This window comes from Aneurinibacillus migulanus, from assembly GCF_001274715.1.
GTDB lineage: Bacteria > Bacillota > Bacilli > Aneurinibacillales > Aneurinibacillaceae > Aneurinibacillus > Aneurinibacillus migulanus.
The window spans coordinates 3,479,886-3,505,171 of the sequence record NZ_LGUG01000004.1; the positions used below are offsets into that span (position 1 = coordinate 3,479,886).

The window sequence follows — 25,286 nt, forward strand, 5'->3', positions numbered from 1 at the left end:
AGAAAAAATCTGTTTAAACGTATGTAAAAAGGGTATCCAATCTATTTTTTGAGGAGATAATGTAGGTAATGACAAAGGAAAGACCATCCTTTCATTTTCAGATTCATACTGAATAAGGATGGTCATTTTTTTGCCTTTTTATGCCATGTTCTTAACTTGATGGCTATGGAGCCGACCTCATAAGTTAAGGCGTCGTTTTACAATTTAAAAAAAGGTGCTAATAAAGAGTAAAAAATGATAGTAGCAAATAAAATGGTTATATGGTTGAGAGAAAAAATAAACATCGCTTTCGCCCATTTTTCAGGAGTCATTTTTTTATAGCCGACAATACTTAAGGTCAGCCATACTACACTTAAAAGAAGTGCCACTAACAAAATACTGATACTTAAAGAAACAAAAAGAAAGCTTGCAGCAATTAAAGCGATTAAATATATGTTGGTTTGTATATAGGTTCGTTTAAAACCTTTGATTACTGGAAGCATTGGAACTTTTGCTGCCTTATACTCATCGTGCTTACGAATAGCGATCGCATAAAAGTGAGGCATTTGCCAGAGGATTGTAACCGCATAAAGCCCGAAAAATCCAGGATGCACCAAATCTGAAGTAATGGCTGCCCAACCTATAAGGGGCGGCATAGCTCCAGAGATACTTCCAATCTCAGTATTGTAAATCGTTCGACGTTTAAACCATATTGTGTATGGAAACACATAGAAAAATAAACCGAGAAAACCAAACAATGCAGCGAGGGGTGTTGCTATGACAAGGGCTGTGAGTCCAAGCAAAGCCATTGAGACACCAAGAAACAGCGTAGTCTTTGACTGAATTGCACCTGTTACAGTTGGTCGATTTTTTGTTCGAATCATAATGGAATCAATGTCGCGATCATACCAGTTATTAAAAGCACCTGCTGCACCAATCACAAGAGCCGATCCAATAGTGGTAAATATAATTTCCGGAAGTTTCTCCAGAGGACTAATGTGATTTGTATATAAGGCCAGTGTCAATCCTGCAAACATGGCGATCAAATTTGATTTAATAATACCTATCTTAAAAGTTTCTGCCAAGACTTTTGCCAAAGTCTGTTTCGGGATCGTTTTTTGAATACTTTTATCTATTTTTAGATTACTTTGCATTGCTCTCCCCTTTTCTTTTTCCTTATTTAATTTAAAATTCATCAAATATCTTTTAGCCTAACTTTTTTATTAACCTAATAATAGAAATACCATATAGAATTTATATACTAATCGGTATTTATATTATAGATGGTATATTAATACCATATGTTATAATTGTCAAGAAAGGGAGGAACGATAGTGGTCAGACGAAGATTAACTCAAGAGGAGCGTAAACAGGAAACACGACAAATGCTTCTGGAATCAGCTGCAGAAACCTTTGCTCAACTGGGTTTTCATGGAGCCTCTGTTGATAAAATTGCGGAGTTTGCTGGATTTAGCAAAGGAGCTGTTTATGCTCATTTTAAATCCAAAGAAGAGTTGTTTCTGGCTTTATTAAAACAACAGATTCAATCACATATAGACCTCATTAATGAAATGTGGGGCGAGTACCAGTCATTCGATCGTTTTATCGAAAATATGAATGATTATTTCTGTTTAGTTAGACAAAAAAGCCGTGCATGGAGCATACTTAGCATGGAATTTCTCTTATATGCAATGCGAAATGAATCAGTACACCAGAAATGGACTACTCTTATATTGGAATCAGTAGAAAAAATTTCTAAAATTATTGAGAAAATGATGCTGGAAACTGGTTATGAGTCTGCTCTATCTGCTGAGGAACTAGCCTGGACAATTCTATCATTAGAAAACGGCATGGCCATATTTTATTATATTACCGAAGACAATATCCCCCCTAATTTATATGGAAAAGCGCTGAAAAAAATGCTCTATCCCCACTGATATAAAGATTAGATTCAACTTTTGCTATTTGATATTTAATGTTTGTAAAAAAATTTGATTAAAACACATGTATATATAAATTACACTTGATAGTTTGACAGGGTAGCGTGGTTGGAAGGAGGCGGTTCAGAAAAAGAAGAGGCTGGATGCGCCTTGCGCTCCAGCAGAAGAAAGGTAAACGTGTCTTTTTCCAACCGCTCCCGCCCACCGCCCTTCCTTCTTTTCTTCCCTCTCACCACAAGAATTTGTCAATGTATCAAATCAGATGTATATAGAACCTCCAGTGAACTGTTTAACCTCAGTGTTAGTTGTAAACCAGATTTCAATCCAGTAAAATTCTTCTGGTAGCCTCATTGTTGTATAAACTCGTTACACGAAATGATATTTTGCCCCTGTGAGAATCTCCCCACTAAAGGGGGGATCAAGAGAAAAACTGTTCAGTCCGAACTCTTTACTCCTCCAAAGTGAATCCGTATATTTTATAAGGGGTTTTACACGGTTGACCAACAGCTAACTCAAATGTTCCTTGAGACATGTTCATAATAATGGAGAACACTGTACTGGAAATCAGTGGGCGACCAAGATCGGGAGCAAGTACTTCCCCATGCCTACAAATGCCGTCTGGACTCCCACCATGATCGCGAAAAATTCGCTTGAAAGCCTTCGCATCAATGCCCTTCCCGTAACTACCCAATTGTTTGCTAGCTCGTCCCTGACGTAGATGTGTATCGGGTGAAACTATTCTTGCCGTATCCTGAATCATTACCTTACGCGGCCCAATAAAATGATTAGCATGAACCAACCAGCCTTTGTTAGGGTAGAGGACATCATAATTGGTAGGCGTCGTTTCTACATTCAGGGCTTCCCCTTCCTTATGGGCGATCAGGTAATTGGCAGAGGTGCCTCTCGTTAGACGCGCTACCTGTCCAACCGCTTGCGGAAGTGTTTTGCTGTTTAAAATCCCACGGAGCACGACATGAATTGGTACACCGATTTCCCGCTCCGACGTTCCGAGGAAATTCAGGCAGACGCCAACACCTTCACTGTTCATACCGATTTTGCCTACAATTCCCGCTTCCGTTACCATCAAGATGGTCGGGCGCGGAGCTTGATTGATTTCTAGAACAATCATCCCTGGTTTGACCCGATTGTTCCAATCCCAGTTTTGGCCGAGCAGCATTTCTTTACTCTTTGTCATCTCAGGCACAGCTGCCATACTGGTACATCCGTCCGACGGTATATCGACTCCTGCTAGATTGGTAATAATCTCACTACGGGCATTGAGCACGATCAGATCGAGCAGATCTTGCTCTGCCCCCTCACTGATTCCCTTAATCTCTTCCAGAATCTCGACGTCATAGCGTTCGATCCAGGGGATGTATTGGACGGAATGTGCACGGGCCGCCTCCCATTTTACTTGTGCCATCTCTAAAAATAGAGCTTTGTACGTCTCGATATTATGAACGATCTGTTGTTTGGCCAGTTGGCCGAGTTGCTTCCCGCGTTCAAACGCGGAGCCACTCACACGAAAATGTGGAAATGATATCATGATAGCCTCCATCGTAATAAGATTATTCTAACAATTATAGGATGAGAAGTTTTGTTTTTTGGCAACGCTTCTGTGTGTAAGCAGGCTAATCAGCAAAGCAACCAGTAGATTCACGAAAAGGGCGATAAATCCATTATTAAAATCCTTCACCGCTTGTGGTAAATCGGGAAACAGCGTACCAATCGTCGTCTTAGTAAGCGTCAAATAGGTAACGGTTGTTACGCCGGCAAGAATTCCCAAAGCTGCCCCATATTTGTTGATCCGGTTGTTCGGTAGCAAACTGAATAATAGTGCTGGAAACAATTGAGTGATTAGACTAAACGACATCAGCAACAAGGCGTACAATGCATTGCCTCCATTGAGGACAAAGTAAAGTGAAATAAACGCAACTACTGGAACCGTCATTTTCGCCACCTTAGCTATGTGAGTCTCGCTATTTGATTTGGCTAAAGGTTGATAAATGTTTTTCGCAAATAATGTCCCCACGGTTAGCAAGACGACAGAGGTAGGTACGAGCGCGGTTAACAGCCCAACCCCGCCTCTTCCCCGTATAGCCGTTTTAGAAGGTCTTGAGCTTTTTCCTCTTTTGTGTTTCCTTCAAGATCGACTAAAGGTATTTTTTCGAAGAAAAAATATCGAACTTTACCTGTTTGATCAAAGGTTATGGCAAACTCTTTATCGTTTGTTTTTTCCTCCTCTACTTTTCCACTCTCATTAAACCCAAAGGAGTATTGGTTCAAATGTTCCCTCTCTTTTTATATTTAGCCTTACTATTATATTTAGACGATTTCATCATGGTAAATATTTAAATATAAACCAATATTTCATAAAAAAATACTCCCTTTTGAATGGACTCTTCGCTTATTTTCTGACACTATTGTTATAATACCCCTATGCGTGTCAATCTTTGGCCAAAACCATGTCATTTCTATGCCACTTTTTTCTACAAGGCAAAAAGCCGTTCCAGTTAGAACGACTTTTTTGTATCGTGAAAGTCCTACATCTTAAAAATATCTCGTGTAGAAACTTTAAACGAAGTAAACTCATTTTTATTATTAAAAAGGATAAAAACCGGTTCTTTTTCAGGGGATGTAGGCATAAACAAAATAGTTCCCCTCATTGAATCCTCATTGCCTTTGTAATTTGGGTTATCCTTTGAAATTTCATATACTTTCTTTATTTTGTATTCATTCGCTTCTTTTCCATATAACCGTTTCAACAGGTCTTGGGCTTTCTTCTCTCTTGTGTTTCCTTCAAGATTGACTAAAGATAATTTTTCAAAGGTAAAATGTAGAATTTTACCTGTTTCATCAAACTCTATGATGAATTCTTTATCCTTTATCTTTCTTTCCTCTCTTTTTCCACTCTTATTAAAACCAAGCGTATATTTTTTTGGCTGTTCTTTTCCTTTTATGTTGGAGGAATACATTTTGGAATCATAAAGCTTAAGGTTCTTCGCTTCCGGTAAAAGGCTATAGACTTTATCCAAAGATGCTTGAACTGTTTTTGGTAATTTAGATTGAGGAATCTGGGATACTACCGTTTCATCTTTTTGTTGTTGATTTTGATTACTTTTTTGTTCAGCCGCGAAGACGGGCGTCGTAGCCAATAAACTGATCGCTAAAAATGCAGTTGCTATTTTTTTCATGGTCTTATTCCCTCTCTCATTTATATTATATTTAGCCTTACCATATAGTTAAATTAGTTTAATCAGCTCTGAATGGTTATCCTCCCACTCTAAAAAGGATGCTGCGCAGCTTTTCCCTTTTTGCTTACTCATTAGCTATAACGTATAATTCCAAAATATCTTTCTCGTTTTTCCAAAAAATTTTTATGAAATAATCATGTACATAGCCGTGAATTCACTTTCTCATTTGTATTTCAATCCATCAAGATACACAAATCACTTTTGATTCCTTTTGATTGCTCGTTTATTTTTCCTCTAGGCGTTTCATGCGTTATAGTTTCTTCTCATATCGTTCTTCAAAAACAGACAGCTCAGCCACCTTCTTTTCATTGCCAACCTATGTTGGTCTTTTTATTGTGAAAGTTGCCCCGCTATCTACAAGGTACAAAAACTCGATTTGATAGGCAATAAACAACGATGCTCAAACAGCGCTGATTCCTTGTATTTTTTCATTCGTAGTCCTCCATTTTGATGTTATATACATCTGATTTGATACATCGACAAATTCTTGTGGTGAAAGGGGAGAAAAGAAGGAAGGGCAGTGGGCGGGAGCAGTTGGAAAAAGATACGTTTGCCTTTTTTCTGCTGGGGCGCAGGGCGCATCCACCCTCTTCTTTCTCTCACTCTCCCACCTCCAACCACGCTACCCTGTCAAACTATCAAGTGTAATTTATATAGTAGCGTATAAGGAGCATATGTATCGATAATGATGGTCACCGAAAACAAGAGATTAAAATTTGTTCTTCCATTATAGAGAATAACTGTGGTATCCTTTTATAGACCGACCGTTCGGTTTATAGGTGGCAAGAAATTGAAAGATCGATTCTGCAAAAAACAAGGTTTATCTGATTACTTATTCGTAAGTGAAAAAGAAAGGGGTATTCTTATGAACACCAACAGGAAAACAAAACAAGATAATCTTGACAATTTATTTTCAACGTTAGCAGAGAAAAAGCAGTTTAACGGAACGATATTGGTTGCGGAAAAAGGAGAAATTATCTACAAGGAAGCGTTTGGATTCGCAGATTTTAAAACAGAGCGAAAGTTAACATCCCACTCCATCTTTGATTTAGCTTCTGTCTCTAAAGCTTTTACAGCAATGGGTGTAATCATTCTTCAAGAACAAGGAAAGCTTTCTTATGATGATCCGGTCAAGAACTACATACCTGAGCTACCATACCCTGGAATCACCATTCGCCATTTGCTACAGCATACATCCGGCCTTCCAGATTATATGTCTTTCTTTTTGAAGCAAGGGGATCGTTCGAAATTTGTTACAAACAAGGATGTACTAGACATGCTAAAGAAATACCAGCCTCCTGTTCGTTTTCAACCGAATGAACAGTGGGAGTATGGCAATACCGGTTATATTCTGCTTGCTTTGCTTACCGAAAGGGTATCAGGTATGAGTTATGCTGACTTCTTACAAACCGAGATTTTCCAGCCTCTAGGGATGCAGCACACCCGTGTATATAACCGCCGGTATTCGCGTGAAATAATTGAAGACTATGCTTATGGACATGTTTATTCTGCTGAATCGAATACGTATGAGCTTCCTGATCATGTGCCGAGTGTAGACTACGTTGTGTTTTTAGACGGAGTTCAAGGCGATGGTGCGATCAGCTCTAACGTAGACGACATGCTTCGCTGGGATCGTGCGTTATATACCGATAAGCTAGTGAAGAAAACCACACTGGAAGAAGCTTTCCGTCCGGTAAAGCTAAATAATCAGGAAACCTTTGATTATGGTTTTGGCTGGCTTCTTCCCAAGGATCAAACAGGAGGAAGAATTGTCAGTCATAGTGGGGGCTGGCCAGGCTACCATACATACTTCATCCGCTATATTGATGCGGATAAAACGATCATTTGTTTAAATAATATAGAACAAGACACTGCATTTGAACAAATGATTCTAGCTGAAGTTGACAATATTTTATTTGAACGACCCTATACAATTCCTGCCTCCCCTCCAGCGGAAGAAGCAGCGGTAGAAATCGATACAACCGTTTATTCTCAGTATACCGGAACGTATCAACTTTCTCCGGAAGCAGAAATCGAGGTTACACAAAAAGAGGCTCGTCTATTCTTTCAGCTTCCTGTGCTTTCGATGACTGAGCTGCTTCCTTTATCGGAAACCCGTTTTTTCCCCAGAGCTACCTTTGATCAGGTCGAGTTCATTCGTAACGCATCGGGCAAAGCAACTGACATGATTCTCTACAGTTCAGGACAAAGCAGCAAAGCGGTTCGCATTCAATAACGGGAAATTCTTCCCCATTAGAGGGAGATATGGGTTATTTACTATATAAAACCGGCTTATGGTTTATATTATAAAATTATACAAAAGAGAGAAGAGGTAAAAAATGAAAACAATTGGAATTATTCGGAATTTAGATATGCTTGGAAGAATCGTTTTGCCCAGCGAATTAAGGCATACGCTTGGAATCGTTGAAAAAGACGGTTTAGAGATTTTTGTAGACAAGGAGTGCATTGTTTTGCGCAAGTATAAACCAACCTGCATCTTCTGCAATTCTGTATCAGACGTCACTGAATATAAAGGAAAGAAAATTTGTGCTTCTTGCTTTGATGACATGTCGCCTAGATAAAGTAGACATAGTAAATGGTTAGGTAACAAGAGTCTAAAGACTTTTCTTGTATAAGGGGCGGAATTCAGCTTCTTTACTTTTCTCTTTATTTTCAATCGAATTTATTATACAAAGAGAGAAAAATTTTCTCAGGGACGACACGAAAAATAAATCAATGAATCGAAACAATAAAAGTCCCATATAAAGAACAGATCATACTGAATTACTCCACAAATCTTACTCAAAAAACATTTCTGGTTGAGACTTACATACAACCTAAACAAAAAAATACATTTTTTTGTAAACACCACTCAAATTCATTACTAATTACCCATGCATATAGTTGCGAATCAAATATATGCATGGGATTTGTTAGTAACTGTTCAGGTGTCGCCCGTAATAATTATATAGTAACATTTAGCCTTTATTTATTTTTGAATTGATGAAGGAGTTGGAAATGTATGTTATGTGGTCAGAAAATGAATACAAATAATGATATCCAATACAAACAATTAATCATGGACGATGTTAGAGAAGGATTGTTAGATTATTTTAATCGTTTTCAAGAAGTGAGAAAAGTATGGAGAGTCATTGAAAATAAGAGAGTACTGATTGAGCACCCTTTTACCGAAGAAATGGGTAAAAGGGAAAAGGATGCATTAATCATGGGTCATTTCGCTGAATGTATTCGAAAAGAAGGCTGTGTATTTGTAGCTCTTTATCAAAATAAAGTTATTGCTTTTGCAACACTACCGTATGCCTTTTTTGGAAGTCGTAATCAATATGTGAATATAGCAGAATTCTATACATCGTATGAGTTTAGAGGCTATGGAATAGGAAAAAACCTGTTTGCACAATGTGCAAAACAAGGAAAGGAATGGGGAGCAGAAAAATTATATATTTCCTCCCATTCAGCAGAAGAAACAGTGGCATTTTACAGGTCTGTAGGGTGTGTGGATGCAATAGAAATAAACCAGCAATTAGCTGAAAAAGAGCCATATGACATTCAGATGGAATACAGTCTGGAATAATTAAAACGTATTGGCAGAGATGTGCAGAGATAATATAGTTTTAGACAGATTAATAAAGTATTAGACTGGATAATAAAGTTGTAGACTGGCAGCTGCGTTAAGCTAACGGGCACGATAATTCAAAAAAACAGCGGCCAGTCAAAGACTTTATTTCATATTATCAGGTCAACCAGTGATTTCTGGTTGGCCTTTTTTTCAGGTCTTAGAAGGATACGTTTGCCTTTCTTCTGCCGAAGCGCAGGGCGCATCCAATCTCTTCTTTTTTCCGAATCTCCTCCTTCCAACCACACTCCTCTGTCAAAATATCAAGTGTAATTTATATAGCCTTGTTCTTTTTGGCAAACAACTACCATTGTATAGCAATCCTTACTGAGCATCTTTTCTCTCCACCCATCATAAATATGGAGAACTTTAAACCCGTTCATTAAAAGAACCCTTTCTAGCTCTTGAGGAAATGTATAACGCAGATCAATCTTCGTTTCTTTTTCCTCTATCATTTTCTCATTTTCATAAAACCGCCGAATTGTAACATAGCTTTGTACTTGTTTAATCATATCAAAGAACATTTTTGTATAAATATCGCATCTTCGATTTTGTGAATCCGTTATACTTTTCCAAAATACTTCCTCAGAAGGTTGCAACAGTTCTTCTATCGAAGGAAAACGTGTATTAAAAATAAAAACACCATCTTTAGTTAATACATTCCTCAAAGTTTGAAGAAATTTATTTTGATGTTGATTTGTTAAAAAATGTTGAAAAGCATGACCAACCATATAGGCTAATGGCACAGGGACATCTACCTGCATGTGCAAACAATCCTGATGAAGCCAGCATATAGACATTGTTTCTGGAGTTTTGCTTTTAGCCTGATTAAGCATTCCTTCATGAATATCTATTCCGATAAGATTATACCCTTGTTCTGCAAAGGGAATGGTTATCCTCCCTGTTCCACAAGCAAGGTCTACTATCGGTTTGTCTTTGATTCCCAATTTATCTGACCACATTCGTAAAAAAGCTAACTCCTCAATGCCGGTATTTTCAATATCGTATAATTCAGGATCATCGTATTCTTCAAGACTCCAAATGTACATTTCAATTCCCCCCTAATAGGTAAAATAATCTACTCAAAAGAAACTTCAATGCTTCTAATTTTTCCTGCAACTAAAAAGACCGCTCTCCCAGAACGGCCCCCCTTGGATGTGCATTGTTCTAGCCATTGGCGTTGTTCTTTCTCTGTTTGGATGCTGTTGATTAAACTTATACAGAAAATCCCCCGATTAAATAATTTTTATCCTTGCTCATCTTAAATTTCCTCCAATACATTTTTGACACCTATTTTTGTTGTGGATGATTTGAACCGGCAGCTCCAATAATCCCCAGCTCATATCCTTTAGCAACCGCCCCCACTCGCGATTTAACTCCCATTTTCTGAAGAATGGAGGTTAGATGGTATTCCACTGTCCGTTGGCTGATGCTGAGTTCTCTGGCAATCTCCTTATTGCTCATTTCTTGTGAAATCCTAACCAGCACCTCACGCTCCGTGGGCGTCAGCTTATCCTGCCCATAAGCCATGAACAGACGTTCGGGAACCAGCATATGACCTGCCAGGCTCTGCCTAATCGCATTAATAATTTGTACGTAAGAAGCCTGCTTGGACAAATAGGCGTTTACGCCAATCTCATAAGCCTTCAGATAAAATTCTTCATACGTATAACCAGACAGCATGATGATTTTAAGAGCAGACCCATACTCCTTCTTTAACAGAACAGCCAACTGAAAGCCGTCCATATGCGGCATGGAAATATCCATCACCAGCACATCCGGCTTATTCCGGCGTATTTGCTCTAGTAAAAGGCGTGGATCGGCAAACGTTCCCGTTACGCAAATATCTTCTTCCTGCTCTAGGCGATGTTTCAATGCATCTATCACAAGGGGATGATCATCAAGCAATACAACCTTGATTTTGGTTGCCATTATACGTTCCCTCCTCTTTCACATAAAGACGGAGACCGCAGCCGCAGGGTAATCCTTGTACCCTCTCCTGGTGAAGAATGAATCTCCATCTCTCCGCCAAGATAACCGATCTGACTGTTGACCGAGATAAGTCCAAGATGTGCGCCTTCCCGGGAGCCATCCTTCTGAAAAGCAACTACATCGAAGCCCCTGCCGTCATCGCTTACCGTGCAGCATATTCCCTCATCCTCTTTCCGCTTGACACTAACATCAAGCTGCTTGGCTTCGGCATGCTTTAGCACATTATGGACAAGCTCACGGATCATTCGGAAAAGATTGGACTTGAGCAAGGGATCCGGCGCTTCTCCCGGCCAATCATAATGAAGCGATACACGTAGTCCCCCCTTCTCCCCGACAGTCCGCAGCAACCAGCGTAGAGACTCCTCCAGCCCGGCTTTATCTACAATATGTGGATACAACTCATCACACAGCGCCCGGATATCCTGCTGCGATTCATAGAGACACTTCAGCCAGGACGCAATCTGCCTGTCATCCGCTCGTCCCTGATTCGCCATCTCCTCAAGATCTCTCGATAGGAAAATCAGATTCTGCAATAGTCGATCATGCAGATAATAGGAGAGCCGAACCCGCTCGGCTTGCTGAGCTTCCATTAACAGACGGTTCATCTGCCGAATGTCATCATTAACAGGATGATCATAAAACGCATTTTGCTCTTTTGTATGTTGAAATTCTTTCTGTAGTCTGGTCAACAGTCTGGCATTGGTCAATAGCCGGGCTGCCTCCCTGCCAATCTCGTCGATCAATCTCTTCTCTTCCATAGAGAACAGCGACAAATTGCCCTTGGGACCCATGCACAAATATCCTTTACAGGAAAATCCAGCGTAATCGGCAATGGAGGCAACATATTCGAAATCGAAGCCTCTTTCCCAGAAGCTGCGATCTATCCAGCGGGCGTCTTGCTCATTACCGATGATGTCTTTGTATCGGCCTGTGCCGTGTACAACCAGTCGAGTCCCGTCATGCCAGACCATACAAACTCCTTCCACATCTACGACACGGTGAAGCATGTCGCTTATCAGGCTGAGAATATCTTGGATATTCTGGGTCTCCGCAATCTGGATCGATAACTTCAACTTCTGCTGCTCTACCCACTCCCTGCGCCCTTCCGCATGTTGTCTTGATCGCCGAAGCCCTTTCTGGTACACAAAGGTCCCGACAGCAAAGCCGCCGAATAAGACTGCGGTCCAAACTGGACGTTCCATTCGATTGGCAAAAGCGATTAGAAGAAAGACGCCTCCATAATAAAGGATGTGAAACAGCAGCCGGGGAAGATAGATGTTCATATCCACCATGCTGCGCTTGTCCAGGATATACAGAAAAACGCCAGACAGCGGCACAAGACCAATAAGCACGTATTCGGGGGCCAGAATGTACCCATTCCAGAGTAAATCCGGGATCGCGTATAGGAACAGATAGGGCAGAAAGCTGAAGCATAGGCCGGCGCTCAGCCCTAGGGCATGATTTTTCTCCACCCGATCCAGCGCTCTCCAATATAGCCGGATCATAAGCAAAATAAACAGCAGCGTCATTATAAAAACGAGATGTACCGTTTCTCGAATCCAGTCGGGAATCTCATGCTGGCTTACTGCCCAAATGGTATAACAAGAAAACAGGATACAGGCCAGACGAAAGAAAAAGAGGGCCTTTGACCACAAAACAGGCACCGCACGCAGCACAAACGAAACGCAAAAAGAGAGCAGCAAATAAGGGAGCCAAACAGAGCAGAATGACAAAATCAAATCCGATACAAGCAATTCGGTAGAATATACAGTCAGAATGACCAGAGCCATTACGTAATTCAGCAGGCAAAATTGGCGAACCGCGGATGAAGCATGATTTTTATAGTAAGCTAGCAAGCCGATGATCTGTAACAGCGCTGCCGCCAGAATGGCGAATACACTTTGCAGCACATCGCTGCTTTCTGTTTTGATATCTATTTCATATACAGAACCATCGTCATGCATGAATACTGCCGTGCTGACTCTAACCAGAGACGCCTTCGACTTATCGCCCATTTTCTTGTCTACAGGTAAGCCGTCCACCGTCAGCACTCGGTCCCCCTGGCGCACATGCCCTTTCGCTGCCTTGCCGGAAGGGTCCACTTCGCTTACCTTCCATTCTTCACCTGTCCGTTGAAGCACGGCACCGATATAGGGATGACGAAGCGTCTCCAGTTGAATATATACGGCTAGCACAAGAAAAATGACAAGCATCGCGGTAATGAGCGGCGAAAGCTTTTGAGGTGTACCCATCAGTTATCCTCCCATATGATGTCAATGAGGGCGAATTACACCCCGACTAGATAAAGGGTAATCCCCCCCCATATCGTATTAACAAAAATGTGAATCAGGATTGCTCCATATATGTTTTTGCGTAGTTTGACCAGGATTTCGCAAGGAATGATAACCGCCAGCGGAATAAAAGCCCAGTTCATCGGCGCTTGCCACATATGATAAAACTGGAACAGAATGCTGAGGATCAACCAATCAAAGCGCAGCCTGCCTATCTTCTTCAGTAAATAACCACGGAAATAGACTTCTTCTCCGATAAAATTCCCGATTAATCCAATCAGCAGTAAAGGCCAGGGAAAATCATAGTAGCCTTGGATGAAAATATGCCACTCTCCCATATGAAGCGCCGGAATAGAGTTCAAGAATGAGGATAAAGACGGGAATACCCACTTCATGTAAGGCAGGGACAGGGCGGTGAACAACAGGGTAATTAACGGTAGGACCAGCAGCAGTCCTTTTAAATTCTCCCTTCTGAAACCTAGATAACATAGAGACTCCTTCCAAGTCAACTTATCTGCAAATCTTAGCATGAACAACGGAAAAAGAAAATGCCAGCCGCTGGCCATGACCGCCAGGACAAGAAACTGCACATAATGACTGGATAATCCCGTAACAGCCATAAGTAGGGGCCGCAGCGGATAAATCAGCAAATAAGCCAACACTCCCGGAAAGACCGCAAAGGACAGGTAGAATAAAATTTGCTTGCCGCTCTTCGCTTCATGCTTGCGAAGAAAGCTATCATATTCGGGATCAGATTGTACAAAAAAAGTGGCAAGCTTTCGGGTCCATTGATACGTCATAACAATTACGCTCCTTTAATCGGTTAGTTACAGAAGGAGCGTAACACAGAGATTGGATTCAGGTATCCGTATCCGTTACCAGATCGGTGGGCCTATCGCGCATATTTTTTGCGCGATCCCGCAAAATCTTTTATAACTAAGCACCAGGAAAATTTGGGGATGATCTTAGTGATAAAGATCCCGGAGATGTTTTTTATAATTTTTCGAAATAAACGTAAATTTAACTCATAAAATTATTGACTGTTGTTATTATTTTATGTTATTATTTTTATTTTTGATAAAAAATCAATAATATGATATCCTTAAATAGAATACGTACCGGAGGTGAGCTATTTGTTTGAAATTGGTGATAAAGTTGTTTATCCCATGCATGGCGCAGGTGTAATCGAAGCTATTGAAGAAAAAGAGATATTAGGAAAAAAACAGCGGTATTACATTATAGAAATGCCTATCGGCAATATGCAAGTAATGGTTCCTATGGATAAAGCATCAAATCTAGGCATCCGTCCGGCTGTCGATATGTCTACGTTAGAAAATGCACTGCGTATTTTTCAGCACGAAGAATGGGATCGTTCACTTCCTTGGAGCCAGAGATATCGCATAAACATGGATAAAATGAAAACTGGTAATCTCCAAGAAGGTATGGAAGTCATCCGCGATTTACTGCATAGAAACAAAGAAAAAATCCTTAACACTAGCGAAAAGAAACTGCTGGATGATGCACGGAAATTTGTCATTAGCGAGTTGGCATTAGTGAAAGGATGCACTAAAAATCAAGCCATTGATTTATTGGACCAAGAGACCCATAAGGCAGAAATGATAGACTAAAGATTTCTTTAGCGTTGAGTTATCGGAAATTCATACTATATATTTTCATAATATTACTCTCATTTTAATCTAAAAAGCACCTGCTCATTTGCAGGTGCTAATACATTTCTCTTTTTCCCTATCCCGTTTTTCTTCTGGAATACTTTACACATTCAATCATAAGAAACCCGAAACGATGTTCCCCTTATACATTACAGCCTGACGCTCTGCTCGTCTGGCAACCGCTTCCGCCGAGCAACTCGCTTTAACAAATACAACACTGGCTTCATCGCCAACTACCGGCCATATGCGTTTTCCTTCCATATCAAGTGGTGTTTTTCCACCAGTAATGAATGAAAGACTGCGCGCTAATGACTGCTCATCGATCCATGAGAAACGCTCGGCCATTATGCTTGCCTTGTAAAGTACATCCCCTGTGCCAAATGGATCCCAATGATCGGTAATACTATCATTAACCAGTGAAACGGTTACACCTTTCTCATGCAATAAAGGGATGGGTGGCGTAGGAATATCAATGGGAACCGTAGAGGCGATAGCGATGCCCGCTTGCGCCAATACTTCTGCCGTATCTTCCGCTGTCTTTACAGGCACACCTCCCAAACCAAAAGCGTGACCGATAGATACCCTTCCCTGCCACCCAGCCTCTTCCGTAAGAGTCGCTAACCGCTTCATCGTAAAGGTTCCCAGATGACCAGGATCGTGTAAATGCAGGTCAATATCTGCATTCGCTTCCACCGCTAGTTCTATCATCGTATGTAAGGAAGCCTCTATATTTTCGTCTACTGTTGCCGGATCTACACCACCGACAAGCGTAGCACCGTTGCACAGCGCTTCTCTTACTAAATCGACCGACTTACTACGCAGCAATCCATGCTGTGGAAACGCAACGATTTCATACGAAAGCTTTCCACGATAAGACTCCAGCGCTTGTAAGACAGCTTCCAAATTTTCAAGTCCGATAATCGGGTCTACATTGCATTGTGCACGTATATGGGTAATCCCGTTTCGCAAAAGAAGAGCCAGGATTTTTTCTGCTCTTTCCCTTGTAACAGGGAGCAGACGCGGCAGCAGCTCCTTCTCTTCTTCCATACGACTAAAAACATCAACAAATGGGGTACATGCTTTCCATGGGCCTCCATAATACGTTTTATCCAGATGGATGTGCATGTCTCTAAAAGAAGGAAGCATAAGCAAGCCATTCATATCCCATTGCTGCATCTCATCAGGCAACGGTTCATCGGCGGAAATAATGTCTTTGATTTTGCCGTCCGTAATCAGAACATGACATACTTCTGTTACCGTTTTCGCGATCATATCCCCTTGATAGTGAAAGCCACTTTCAAGCAGAACGTTAGTTAACCAATATGATTCTGTCATGTATTTTTCACCCTTTTCTGATATAAAACTTAATGCATCTCTAATTCTGGTGGCAGCTTTCTAAAGAAGTTTGTGCTCAGTGCCAGGTATATTAAACCAATCGCTAACCAAATTAAGCCCGTAGTGATACATTTACAAATATAAAACCAAACAGTGCACCAAAGTTCACCAGAGAAACAACTGTTGTCAAATCCAAAAACAGTACGCTTAAGCTAATGCATCCAATAAATAAGATGCTATTAGTCGGAGTGGCCGTCTTGGGATGAATATACCCGAAGAATTTCTTTCGTAGTACTCCATCGCGCCCCCCTATCTATGCGTATAACTTAATGATTGGGTACTAACTAACCCTATGAAGCTCTTTTATATAAGTTACAGTTAATATTTTGACAGGGTAGCGTGGTTGGAAGTAGGAGAGATGGAGAAAGAAGAGGGTGGATACGCCCTGCGCCCCGGCAGAAAAAAGGCGGACATGTCTTTTTCCGACCGCTCCCGCCCACCGCCCTTCCTTCTTTTCTTCCCTCTCACCACAAGAATTTGTCGATGTATCAAATCAGATGTATATAGCATCCCGTGATNAAATCAGATGAGCATCCCGTGATAGTGCTGCTGAACATCTTCAATATGTGCCCGCATCAGTCTGGAACATTTATCTGCTTCCCCTTTTTTAATCGCGTTTAAAATTTGACGATGATAGTAAAGTGCATATTTCGATGCGAACCCTTTTGAAAAATTCAGAAATATAATTATATACTTGAATAATTACTTCATTATTTGTCGAGCGTGCCAGTGTCTCATGAAATACGAGATCAGGCACAATGATAGATGATTCCATTTTGATACACACCTTCATGTCGACAAGCGAGCGTTCGAGAATTTGTATATCGTGAGACTGCATTCTTTTTGCAGCTAAATGAGCGATTTCAATCTCAATAGCTTTGCGAAATTCCAATAAATCCAATGAATTGCTAATATCCATGGACATCATTAAAGACCTGGAAATGCTAGTATCATCTATAAAAGGATTCTTTTTCACGAAAGCTCCTTTACCTATTTTTTTCTCTATACCCCCTTTTCGGAAAGTGTTTGCAAAGCTTCTCTTACTGAAGACCTTCCTACCTCCAATAATTTGGCTAATTCTCGTTCAGAAGGAAGCGGGGCACCAAGCTGAAGATTCTTCTTTTGAATAAAATCACATAAAAACTTTTGTACGGTTTCGCTTACAATTATTTTGAAATACGCTTTGTGTTCATCTCTCCCCCTCCATTCTGCTACCTTCCACACTCCTCTATCAAAATATCAAGTGTAATTTATATAGCGTATTCATCCTCTGAGTACATGTTAGATGAGCCTATGTGCTCCTCGATAATTTCAAGACAATTCCGCACAGCTGGAGATATCCATTTATCTTTATGGTGGGCGATGAATGTAAATAAGGGGGTATCTGGTGACATCTTGATAGCAGACAGCATCCCGTTCTCAATCTCATGCTTAACAGCGATGTAAGGAAGAAGGGATATACCCAACCCACAAATGACGGACTGTTTAATTGCCTCGATGCTCCAGAATTCAATATGGTTTTCGATTTTTATGTTATTCATTCGTACTATCTTTTCGAATGCGTTACGATAGCTACAGCCTTGCTCTGTAAACAAAAAAACAGTGTCGTGGAATGGAATTGCGTCGAATGCAGTCGGGTAATGAGTAGGCGTAATTAACACCATCGGCTCCTCTGTTATACGCTTTACGTTAATATCCGTTTCAGCGTGCTCCGTATCTAAAACAAACGCAATATCAATTTCTTCGCTTATGATTTGTTCTTTCAGATTTCCAGCTGGTAAATGCTTAAGCTGGACATCCACTTTTGGAAACGTATCTTTGAACACCTTCATAATAGGCGGCAGTCGGTATGTTAATAACACTTCTGGAGCGGAGATCACCACCCGTCCGCTTATTTCCCCATTGATAGACGGTACGTCTTTGATTTGTTTATACAAGCTGAGCATCTGTGTGGCGTATGGCATCAGATGTTTTCCGGTATCTGTTAAAAAAACTTTTTTCCCCATTCTGTTAAACAACGGTTCCTTCAATTCATCTTCAATTGCTTTAATGTGCAATGTAACAGTGGATTGAGAATAACCAAGATGCTCGGCAGCCCGGGTAAATCCCCCTACCTCCACGATCGTTTTAAATGTCTTCAAATGGCGGATTTCCAATCGTCTCACCTTTTCTCCTATCATTATTAAAACTAATGATTTTGTTCTAACATTTCAATTTTATCAATCATATTATACTCTCTATAATTAAGTGTAGCATATGTCACATGGGAGATGATAAATAGATGTATGAATGGTTTGGTTTTTTATTCGCTATCATCTGGGCTTCAGGAGCAATCGCTACAAAAATCGGCCTTCTTTCTTCCTCACCGCTACTGTTTGCCACCATTCGTTTATTTTTGGCAGGAGGTCTACTGTTCTTATTCACATATGTCATCCGCTCGTATCCGTGGCCAAAACGCGACGACTGGAAAGCACTGGTCATACTTGGCGTACTAAATACAACACTCTACGTAGGATGCTCATTTCTGGCGCTGTACTATGTTTCCGCCAGCCTCTTTAATCTATTTATTACGGTAAATCCTTTCGTTGTCGCGATTTTCTCGACAATCTTTCTTAAACGGAGGATAAAAAAGAACGAGATTATTGGTATGACAGTTGCCGCTACGGGACTATTTATTGCTATGGCCCCGTCCTTTAAGACGATAGACGGCACTTTATTCGGAATCACCGTACTCGGGATCGGTATGATTTCTATGGCGCTTGGAAGTGTTTATTTTCAGTATGAGAAAGTAGCCTTGCCTCATCTTGTTATTAATACATGGCAAGTTATCATAGGGAGCGTATTCTCACTTCCACTCCTGTTTCTTTTTGAGCAAACATATATGCTTGTTTTTGATGCTTATTTTATCATCAGCCTTTTATGGCAGGTGATTGTCGTCTCAATCCTTGGCATGATTTTATGGTTTTATTTATTACAGTGGGATGCGGTAAAAGCCAATCATTTTTTGTTCCTGACCCCTATTATCGGATACTTTCTCGCCTTCTTCTTTCTTAATGAAAAAATAACGTTTTACCATCTGCTCGGCGCTTTTCTAGTCATAGGCGGACTCCTACTATCTAAACACAAGGGGACTTTGACTATATCTTACATTGCCAAACGCTCGTTGGATTGAGCGTTTTTTTCTTCCTTATATGATTAAATGAACATATAATAACTATCAATGAATACAATTGTATTTTTTATTTTAGAGAAAGGAACAAAGAATATGAATAATACCTGGAATAAAATTATTTATAAACTGTGGGCTCCTGTTTATGATTTGGTTTTTAACTCTACTCTTTTTTTACAGGCACGCAAAACTGTGTTCAAGAATGCTCCAATCCCACCAGGAAGCCGCATCCTTTTCGTGGGGGTAGGAACAGGCGCCGATTTACAGCTACTTACACAAGAAGATAGTACAGTAACTGCAATTGACATCTCTCCCGATATGCTTCAGCAGGCAAAAAAGAAATACGGCGATTCACAGCTAATCACTTTTATGGAAATGGATGCGCAGCATATGAACTTTTCTGATGAATCCTTTGATATCGTTATTGCTAATCTTGTTGTTTCTGTCGTACCCGACCCAATGCTTTGCATGAAAGAAATCATCCGTGTTACACGGAAAGAAGGACATATTCTTATTTTTGACAAGTTTGGCCCTGATGATAAAAAATTATCCATCAGAAAAAAAATAATCCGCCCCTTTGTTTCGATTTTAGGAACGGATATTGGACGAAGCTTCGCGGAAATGGTAGCACCTCACCTGGAGACGGTTAAACAACAGGAGAACGCTCCAGTATTATTTAATGGCATGTACCGGAAAATCCTTTTGCAAAAGGTAAAGTAGCTGTCTAACACTTGCAAAGTTCGTCATTATTTCAACTGATTTCTTAATTGATTACGCTTCATAACTAGCATCTAAAACGTTTCTTCTATCTCATCTAAAGGATGCTCACTAAGCTTGCCGATTGCTTCTGTTAGCTTCGTTTCCACTCTTAACGTCTATTATCATACAAAAGCCTCCTTATCCATTTATCCGGACAGGAGGCAGCATAATAGCAAAAAGATACTCTATCCCCGGCACTGCCGGGATAAACGTCTCCTTGCGCCTATAAAAGTGTATACGAATCCTATGCAGAAAAAATTTCATTCTGATATTGAATGATAGTGTGCAGCTCACTCTTTCATATTTCTTATGTTCCAGGTTCCTTGACGATAGCTGGTAGTCGATATAATGGCAAAATGAAGAGCAAACCGAAGATAAACAGAAGACCTGCTGCTTCATACATCGTAACAAGAGAGAATGAGTTTTTGAGCGAACCTGCCATGCTCATCGTAACCACCATCGCTCCGGTAAACAATGGACTGAGAATGCCATTGACCCGACCTATATACTGCTCTTCCGTATTCTGCAAAATCATTGTATTAATGCCGATTTGAATGCACGGCAACACTAAGCCGCCGAAAAGCTGTGCAGTTAATGTTATCCATGGAGTTGTTGACATGCCGGACACAACCATGACAATGGCATCGACAAACATGCCGAACGCCAGCATTTTTTGCGGAGCAACCGATTTAGCGAAAGCCATAGCCAATCCGCCGCCCACAATCATACCGATCCCATTGGCAGCCATTAGCCATTGCAAATATTCTTTCTCTAGTCCGAGTCGTTCCGTAACAAGAAAAACACCGAGCGGTTGAATAAGACCGATCGCCAAACCAGCTGCAAGGAAACAGACCCCTAGCAATGTCAGCACTTTCTTGGACAATACATAGCGAATCCCATCGGCCATCTCTTGAAGAAGCGTAGACTGCATCGTCTTTTCTTCGTTTATGTCGCGATCAGGTGGTAGAAATAACAAAGCAGCAGCGGACATAAGGAATGCAAGCCCTGTAATCGCAATCGCAACTTGAATACCAAAGACTTGATAAACGAACGTTCCAAGAACCGGGCCTAATACCATAAATACGGCAAAGATGGTTTGATAAATCGACATACCAGCCTGTATCTGCTCAGCCGGCACATGCATTTTAAACAGCTTCAACCCGGATGGTTGAGAGAATTGGGACAAAATTGCCGAGAATAAGGTGGCGAAAAAGACCGCCTTCCACGATCCAAAGATGAGTGTAAGCAAAACGGCGAATACGGATGCAGAGCTTAATATATCACACCAAATCATCGTTCGCTTGGGTCGCCAGCGATCGGCGAAGGTTCCCCCGATAAACGAGAAAATAAAAATCGGAGCAAACTCAGCAACCGAAACCATGGAGACCGCAAATGCGTCTCCGTTGGTCATTTCTACTACATATAGCAGCACGGAAAAATTACGTACCCAAATGCCGATTTGAAGAAAAAGACCGGCCAGTAAAATTGCCTGCACGAAGCGGTTGCGGAACAGGCTAGATATGGATGTTGAAGACAATACGGTTTCCTACTTTCTATATTATTTTATATTGGTGCACTTTTACTGGGTATAACTTTTGAAAATGAGCACAAAAAACCCCCTATCCACTTCGCTGGACAGAAGGTAGCACAATAGCAAAAAGACATCATACGCGTGGGTATGATTTCGAAAACCTTTTTACATGTATAAAAGTGCATACTAATCCTATCCAGAAGAAGATTTCGTTTGTATAACGAATGTTTTCTTAGAAATAGGATTAGATAATCATCGTGTAAAGGTCACCCTTCCATGTTAATGTTGATTTAATACTACTTGATTGTCGAAACAAAAGCAAGAGTTTTCTCTATTTTTTCCCATGTGTTCTGTTATTTTATTACATACTGCTTCACAACAAAAAGCCTCCCCACTATAAGGGACAGGCTTATCGACATATCTTCTGTAATGTATGCCAAAGTACGGTTTAATCATGACAGGCATGGTGAATGGCCTGTTCTAGCAGGTCCATGACATGCTCATCATCATGCGAGTAATAAAGAGTAGTCCCCGCCCGTCGGAATTTTACCAGCCGCAGATTCTTCAAAAAACGCAACTGATGGGACACGGTAGACTGCAATAACCCTAACGCTTCAGCGATTTCACTAACGGCGCATTCTTTTTGTGAAAGAAGGTGCAAAATCCGAATTCTAGTAGGGTCAGATAATGCTTTAAACGTCTGAGAAACGACAAATAACGTCTCTTCATCAAGATGTTCGCATGGCACATTATTTTTGTTTTCCGTATTTTCCATACAAGCCACCTCAGTTAATTATATGTACATATATTCAAGTAAATAGTAGAGTACTCCACGTCCAATGTCAAATAGGTTTACCCGTCCTATACGGGGGCAGGGCAGAACCGCATGCAGATAATGTCACCCGTATGCGGTTCTTTCATAATAGATCTAAACTTATCCCATATGGTGTTTATGCATCCACAATACACCTGACTTGATGACATTCGGGACCTTACCCAACAGCACGTTATCGCCCACAAGGCCAAACCCGGTTTTTTTGCCAAGATAACCGAGCACTCCCTTAAGCTTAATCGGCTCCGCCTTGTACTCGCTTCCCTTCCATACAGAGATAAAATAATCACCAAGCTGCTTTCCCTGTATATGGGCCAGCTGTGCACTGGGCGCAAATTCAGAGCTCGCACAGTCTCCCACGACAAAAATATCGTTATAATACGGCAATTCATAGTTCTCTTTTACCGCAATCCGATTCATCCGGTCGGCATTACTGTAGGCAAGCAGCGGATTGGAAATCGGATTTGGCATAATACCCGCTGTCCACACACATATATCGTACAAGACTGTTTTCCGCTCCAGCCCGTAATAGACCGCCTGATTATCTATCATCGTCACGCTAACATTGGTAAGTACCTCTATCATATGGTCGTCTAGGTACTGTCGTACATATTTTCGGATGCGGTCGGGCAGTGTCGCAAGTACTTCTTCCGATCGTTCGAGTAGGGTAATTCTCAGTTCTGGATGCTGTTCGCGCAAATCACTGGCAAATTCAACCCCGGATAAACCACCACCTATAATAACGACATGACTATCTGACGGTAGTTCATCGATCTTCTTACGTGTCTTCATCGCCTTAGCAAATGATTGGATGCTTTGGGCATACTCCGCCGCCCACGGCACGTTAAAGTAATTGTCAACGCAACCTAACGCAACGATAAGCTGATCAAATGGCACTTCCCTTTCCTTGCATATAACTTTATGAAAAGAAATCTGAATTTCTTTAATCTCATCTTGAATGTATTCGACCTGGCTGTGTATGGGAAAAGCCGCTTTTACTTTACTTTCATTCAGCGACCCGCTGGCCAGCGCATAATATTCCGGTTTAATCGTATGATGTCGGAGACGATCGATAACCGAGATTCGGACATCGGACGGAATGTGTGGCAACACCGTGTTCAAAAACGATATCCCCCCGTATCCGGCTCCCAACAGAACAATGTTTTTGCTCATGACACCTGCTTTCCCCCTTTTTCTGCCTGTGTCGATTATACTAACACTTTACCCCTTTTATCATACCTTCTCTATAATCGCTTCACAACCGAAAACAAGTGACGAAACAAGAAAAACTCGCAGACGCCTTCGCTCGTTCTTTTTCGAATGATACGATTGAAGAAACGCTATGTCGCTTCTTATCCATTAAAGAAAGCAGCCATAACGGCTGCCTTTCATCGATAATACGCACAGTGTTCGTCCGCCTCTCTTATTTCTTTATACCATTAAGGAAAACTTCCAAAAAAGAACGAGCTAATTCTTTTTCAGGCACTGGACCATCCGCCCTAAACCACATATAGCTCCAATTACAAGAACCAAGAATTGAGAATGTCATCATATCTGCCCGCAAATCATCACGAAACTCACCGCTCTTCATTCCTTGTTCTATTAAATACTGGAACCGGATACGAAATTGATCCCGCTTGTGTAAAATTTCTTCAAAATACTCCCCATTCAGGTTGACCAGCTCCCTGAAAAAAATACGAGCGCTTGCTCCATGTTTTTCAATTCTGCTAATCAACATATAAACAACATCGTACAATTTATCCTGCCATGATTTGTCTGGATGTTCGATAATTTTGAGCTGAGTATCTAAAAGATCATTTATATAATGCAGGTTAATCTGCATCAGCATTTGTTCTTTGCTTTTGAAATAGTAATAGAAGGTTCCTTTGGTTACACCAAGAGAGTCTACGATATCTTGAATGGATGTTTCACTAAATCCTTTCTTCTCAAAAAGTTCGATGCTCTGCTGCAAAAGTTTCTCCTTCATGCTATCCCTCCTGTACTCTTTTTTATTGTAATATAGACAGGCTGGTTCGTATATTACGGCGTTATTATGTAGTGTAAAATGGGAAAGTATACCGTAGAAATAAAGAACTGGATAGCAGAACGTACGTAATTTAAGGCTAATATGTTCAAATTACGTAAAATCACTTCTTCTCCATTAAAGCCTCGCTTTGTCTATATTTCTCCTACTAGCCTGCTGTATGCCAGGTCCATCTATCTATTAAGGTGTTCCCTTACAGCCATCAGTGCAAAGCCCAACAAATTCTCCCCTTTCCAGAACTCAGGATGTTCTGCATGAGGATGATCCTGCGCCATGCCGATTCCCCACACTTTATCGTAAGGACTTGCTTCCACGAGAACTCGATTTCCCGTATTCAATAAGAAGGATTTCAATTCAGAATGCTGGGTGAATTTTAACAGATTTCCCTGCTTGACGATGTCATATTTACTTGAATTCCATATTGCATCATCAAAGGCTTGGATGCTGCGTCCTAACATTTTGGCTTTATTAGGATGAGCATGTTTTAAAATTTGTGTACGAATGGCTTCGTCACCGAATAATTCAGCTTTTTTAGCCATCATGTAGTGCTCAGCCGTGGCGTATACCACCCTATCTTCTTCAAATGGAGCCGGATACCATTGACTAAAACATGCTTTATCAACGATTTCCTCACTTTTAGGCGTATGTCCCCAAAAGAATAAATATTTTAGCTTACGCTTTTGTGACTCCCCGAGCAATGTTTGTATATCTTCAATCACGTCTACTCACTCTTTCCTATATACATCTGATTTGATAAATCGACAAATTCTTGTGGTGAGAGATAAGAAAAGAAGGA

The 25,286-nt window shown here is 40.8% G+C and carries 29 protein-coding genes; 8 read left to right on the forward strand and 21 right to left on the reverse strand.

Translation table 11 applies throughout. The features are described from left to right. Positions 1–197: 197 nt before the first annotated feature. Positions 198–1,133 carry a heme o synthase gene (gene cyoE, locus AF333_RS18435; protein ID WP_043064889.1) on the reverse strand — a complete coding sequence of 312 codons (936 nt, stop codon included), beginning with the start codon at positions 1,131–1,133 and terminating at the stop codon, positions 198–200. A 180-nt stretch (positions 1,134–1,313) separates the two neighbouring features. On the opposite strand from cyoE, the gene AF333_RS18440 reads away from it, so the two are divergent. After that, positions 1,314–1,916, forward strand: coding sequence for a TetR/AcrR family transcriptional regulator (locus tag AF333_RS18440; RefSeq protein WP_043064888.1), 603 nt, complete (start codon positions 1,314–1,316; stop codon positions 1,914–1,916). Between the two features lie 80 nt (positions 1,917–1,996). Here AF333_RS18440 and AF333_RS35715 read toward each other — a convergent pair whose 3' ends face one another. The 5 genes from AF333_RS35715 to AF333_RS18460 all read right to left on the reverse strand — a co-directional run bounded on the left by AF333_RS35715 (position 1,997) and on the right by AF333_RS18460 (position 5,113). Continuing rightward, positions 1,997–2,155: a hypothetical protein gene (locus AF333_RS35715; protein WP_235496590.1), complete on the reverse strand. Its 159-nt coding sequence runs from the start codon at positions 2,153–2,155 to the stop codon at positions 1,997–1,999. A gap of 212 nt (positions 2,156–2,367) precedes the next feature. Further along, positions 2,368–3,465, reverse strand: coding sequence for a C45 family autoproteolytic acyltransferase/hydolase (locus tag AF333_RS18445; protein ID WP_052811885.1), 1,098 nt, complete (start codon positions 3,463–3,465; stop codon positions 2,368–2,370). Positions 3,466–3,492: 27 nt separating this feature from the next. After that, positions 3,493–3,870, reverse strand: a complete 378-nt coding sequence (locus tag AF333_RS18450; protein WP_043064887.1) for a hypothetical protein — start codon at positions 3,868–3,870, stop codon at positions 3,493–3,495. Between the two features lie 116 nt (positions 3,871–3,986). Next, positions 3,987–4,205, reverse strand: coding sequence for a hypothetical protein (locus AF333_RS18455; RefSeq protein WP_043064886.1), 219 nt, complete (start codon positions 4,203–4,205; stop codon positions 3,987–3,989). 257 nt (positions 4,206–4,462) lie between these two features. Next, positions 4,463–5,113 carry a hypothetical protein gene (locus AF333_RS18460; protein WP_043064885.1) on the reverse strand — a complete coding sequence of 217 codons (651 nt, stop codon included), beginning with the start codon at positions 5,111–5,113 and terminating at the stop codon, positions 4,463–4,465. A 528-nt stretch (positions 5,114–5,641) separates the two neighbouring features. Here AF333_RS18460 and AF333_RS35720 point away from each other — a divergent pair. From AF333_RS35720 to AF333_RS18475, 4 genes are all read left to right on the forward strand, one after another. Then, entirely contained in the window at positions 5,642–5,821 is a 180-nt protein-coding gene (locus AF333_RS35720; RefSeq protein ID WP_235496591.1) for a hypothetical protein, read from the forward strand. 217 nt (positions 5,822–6,038) lie between these two features. Beyond that, positions 6,039–7,409, forward strand: a complete 1,371-nt coding sequence (locus tag AF333_RS18465; protein WP_043064905.1) for a serine hydrolase — start codon at positions 6,039–6,041, stop codon at positions 7,407–7,409. Positions 7,410–7,512: 103 nt separating this feature from the next. Further along, positions 7,513–7,755 (forward strand): AbrB/MazE/SpoVT family DNA-binding domain-containing protein, encoded by a 243-nt coding sequence (locus AF333_RS18470; RefSeq protein WP_043064884.1) that lies wholly within the window; start codon positions 7,513–7,515, stop codon positions 7,753–7,755. Between the two features lie 458 nt (positions 7,756–8,213). Next, positions 8,214–8,765: a GNAT family N-acetyltransferase gene (locus AF333_RS18475; protein WP_043064904.1), complete on the forward strand. Its 552-nt coding sequence runs from the start codon at positions 8,214–8,216 to the stop codon at positions 8,763–8,765. A gap of 305 nt (positions 8,766–9,070) precedes the next feature. On the opposite strand, the gene AF333_RS18480 is transcribed toward AF333_RS18475, so the two are convergent. The 4 genes from AF333_RS18480 to AF333_RS18495 all read right to left on the reverse strand — a co-directional run bounded on the left by AF333_RS18480 (position 9,071) and on the right by AF333_RS18495 (position 13,890). Next, the gene (locus tag AF333_RS18480; protein WP_043064883.1) at positions 9,071–9,856 is read right to left on the reverse strand and encodes a class I SAM-dependent methyltransferase; all 786 of its coding nucleotides are present in this window, start codon (positions 9,854–9,856) and stop codon (positions 9,071–9,073) included. A gap of 241 nt (positions 9,857–10,097) precedes the next feature. Further along, positions 10,098–10,739: a response regulator transcription factor gene (locus AF333_RS18485; RefSeq protein WP_043064882.1), complete on the reverse strand. Its 642-nt coding sequence runs from the start codon at positions 10,737–10,739 to the stop codon at positions 10,098–10,100. Then, entirely contained in the window at positions 10,739–13,051 is a 2,313-nt protein-coding gene (locus AF333_RS18490; RefSeq protein WP_043064881.1) for a sensor histidine kinase, read from the reverse strand. Before AF333_RS18490 ends, AF333_RS18485 begins: the two co-directional genes overlap by 1 nt. Positions 13,052–13,086: 35 nt before the next feature. Then, positions 13,087–13,890: a CPBP family intramembrane glutamic endopeptidase gene (locus AF333_RS18495; RefSeq protein ID WP_043064880.1), complete on the reverse strand. Its 804-nt coding sequence runs from the start codon at positions 13,888–13,890 to the stop codon at positions 13,087–13,089. A gap of 333 nt (positions 13,891–14,223) precedes the next feature. Between AF333_RS18495 and AF333_RS18500 the strand changes: the two genes are divergently transcribed. Next, entirely contained in the window at positions 14,224–14,718 is a 495-nt protein-coding gene (locus AF333_RS18500) for a CarD family transcriptional regulator (RefSeq protein WP_074715365.1), read from the forward strand. 156 nt (positions 14,719–14,874) lie between these two features. Here the strand turns inward: AF333_RS18500 and AF333_RS18505 are convergent, their stop codons facing one another. The 6 genes from AF333_RS18505 to AF333_RS18520 all read right to left on the reverse strand — a co-directional run bounded on the left by AF333_RS18505 (position 14,875) and on the right by AF333_RS18520 (position 18,320). Next, positions 14,875–16,095 carry an amidohydrolase family protein gene (locus tag AF333_RS18505; RefSeq protein ID WP_043064879.1) on the reverse strand — a complete coding sequence of 407 codons (1,221 nt, stop codon included), beginning with the start codon at positions 16,093–16,095 and terminating at the stop codon, positions 14,875–14,877. Between the two features lie 378 nt (positions 16,096–16,473). After that, positions 16,474–16,647, reverse strand: coding sequence for a hypothetical protein (locus AF333_RS35725; RefSeq protein ID WP_235496594.1), 174 nt, complete (start codon positions 16,645–16,647; stop codon positions 16,474–16,476). A 30-nt stretch (positions 16,648–16,677) separates the two neighbouring features. Beyond that, positions 16,678–16,842: an FCD domain-containing protein gene (locus AF333_RS37550; RefSeq protein ID WP_407638685.1), complete on the reverse strand. Its 165-nt coding sequence runs from the start codon at positions 16,840–16,842 to the stop codon at positions 16,678–16,680. Continuing rightward, on the reverse strand, positions 16,763–17,083 hold the full coding sequence (locus AF333_RS18510) for a FadR/GntR family transcriptional regulator (RefSeq protein ID WP_141391425.1): 321 nt from the start codon (positions 17,081–17,083) through the stop codon (positions 16,763–16,765). The genes AF333_RS37550 and AF333_RS18510 overlap by 80 nt, the downstream gene beginning before the upstream one ends. 74 nt (positions 17,084–17,157) lie before the next feature. Then, positions 17,158–17,379 carry a FadR/GntR family transcriptional regulator gene (locus AF333_RS37555; RefSeq protein ID WP_053432719.1) on the reverse strand — a complete coding sequence of 74 codons (222 nt, stop codon included), beginning with the start codon at positions 17,377–17,379 and terminating at the stop codon, positions 17,158–17,160. 26 nt (positions 17,380–17,405) lie between these two features. Next, entirely contained in the window at positions 17,406–18,320 is a 915-nt protein-coding gene (locus AF333_RS18520) for a LysR family transcriptional regulator (RefSeq protein ID WP_235356612.1), read from the reverse strand. A gap of 116 nt (positions 18,321–18,436) precedes the next feature. On the opposite strand from AF333_RS18520, the gene AF333_RS18525 reads away from it, so the two are divergent. Together AF333_RS18525 and AF333_RS18530 are read left to right on the forward strand one after the other, a co-directional pair. Then, positions 18,437–19,327 (forward strand): DMT family transporter, encoded by an 891-nt coding sequence (locus AF333_RS18525; protein ID WP_043064877.1) that lies wholly within the window; start codon positions 18,437–18,439, stop codon positions 19,325–19,327. 48 nt (positions 19,328–19,375) lie between these two features. Continuing rightward, positions 19,376–20,044, forward strand: a complete 669-nt coding sequence (locus AF333_RS18530; protein WP_321167172.1) for a class I SAM-dependent methyltransferase — start codon at positions 19,376–19,378, stop codon at positions 20,042–20,044. A gap of 346 nt (positions 20,045–20,390) precedes the next feature. Here the strand turns inward: AF333_RS18530 and AF333_RS18535 are convergent, their stop codons facing one another. The 5 genes from AF333_RS18535 to AF333_RS18555 all read right to left on the reverse strand — a co-directional run bounded on the left by AF333_RS18535 (position 20,391) and on the right by AF333_RS18555 (position 25,209). Continuing rightward, entirely contained in the window at positions 20,391–21,620 is a 1,230-nt protein-coding gene (locus AF333_RS18535; RefSeq protein ID WP_043064875.1) for an MFS transporter, read from the reverse strand. Between the two features lie 442 nt (positions 21,621–22,062). Next, a complete protein-coding gene (locus tag AF333_RS18540) occupies positions 22,063–22,389 on the reverse strand; it encodes an ArsR/SmtB family transcription factor (protein ID WP_043064874.1) in 327 nt (108 codons plus the stop codon). A 159-nt stretch (positions 22,390–22,548) separates the two neighbouring features. Further along, positions 22,549–23,619: an NAD(P)/FAD-dependent oxidoreductase gene (locus tag AF333_RS18545; RefSeq protein ID WP_043064873.1), complete on the reverse strand. Its 1,071-nt coding sequence runs from the start codon at positions 23,617–23,619 to the stop codon at positions 22,549–22,551. A gap of 250 nt (positions 23,620–23,869) precedes the next feature. After that, positions 23,870–24,433, reverse strand: a complete 564-nt coding sequence (locus tag AF333_RS18550; protein WP_043064872.1) for a TetR/AcrR family transcriptional regulator — start codon at positions 24,431–24,433, stop codon at positions 23,870–23,872. A gap of 230 nt (positions 24,434–24,663) precedes the next feature. Continuing rightward, positions 24,664–25,209, reverse strand: coding sequence for an NADAR family protein (locus tag AF333_RS18555; protein ID WP_043064871.1), 546 nt, complete (start codon positions 25,207–25,209; stop codon positions 24,664–24,666). Positions 25,210–25,286 lie beyond the last annotated feature (77 nt).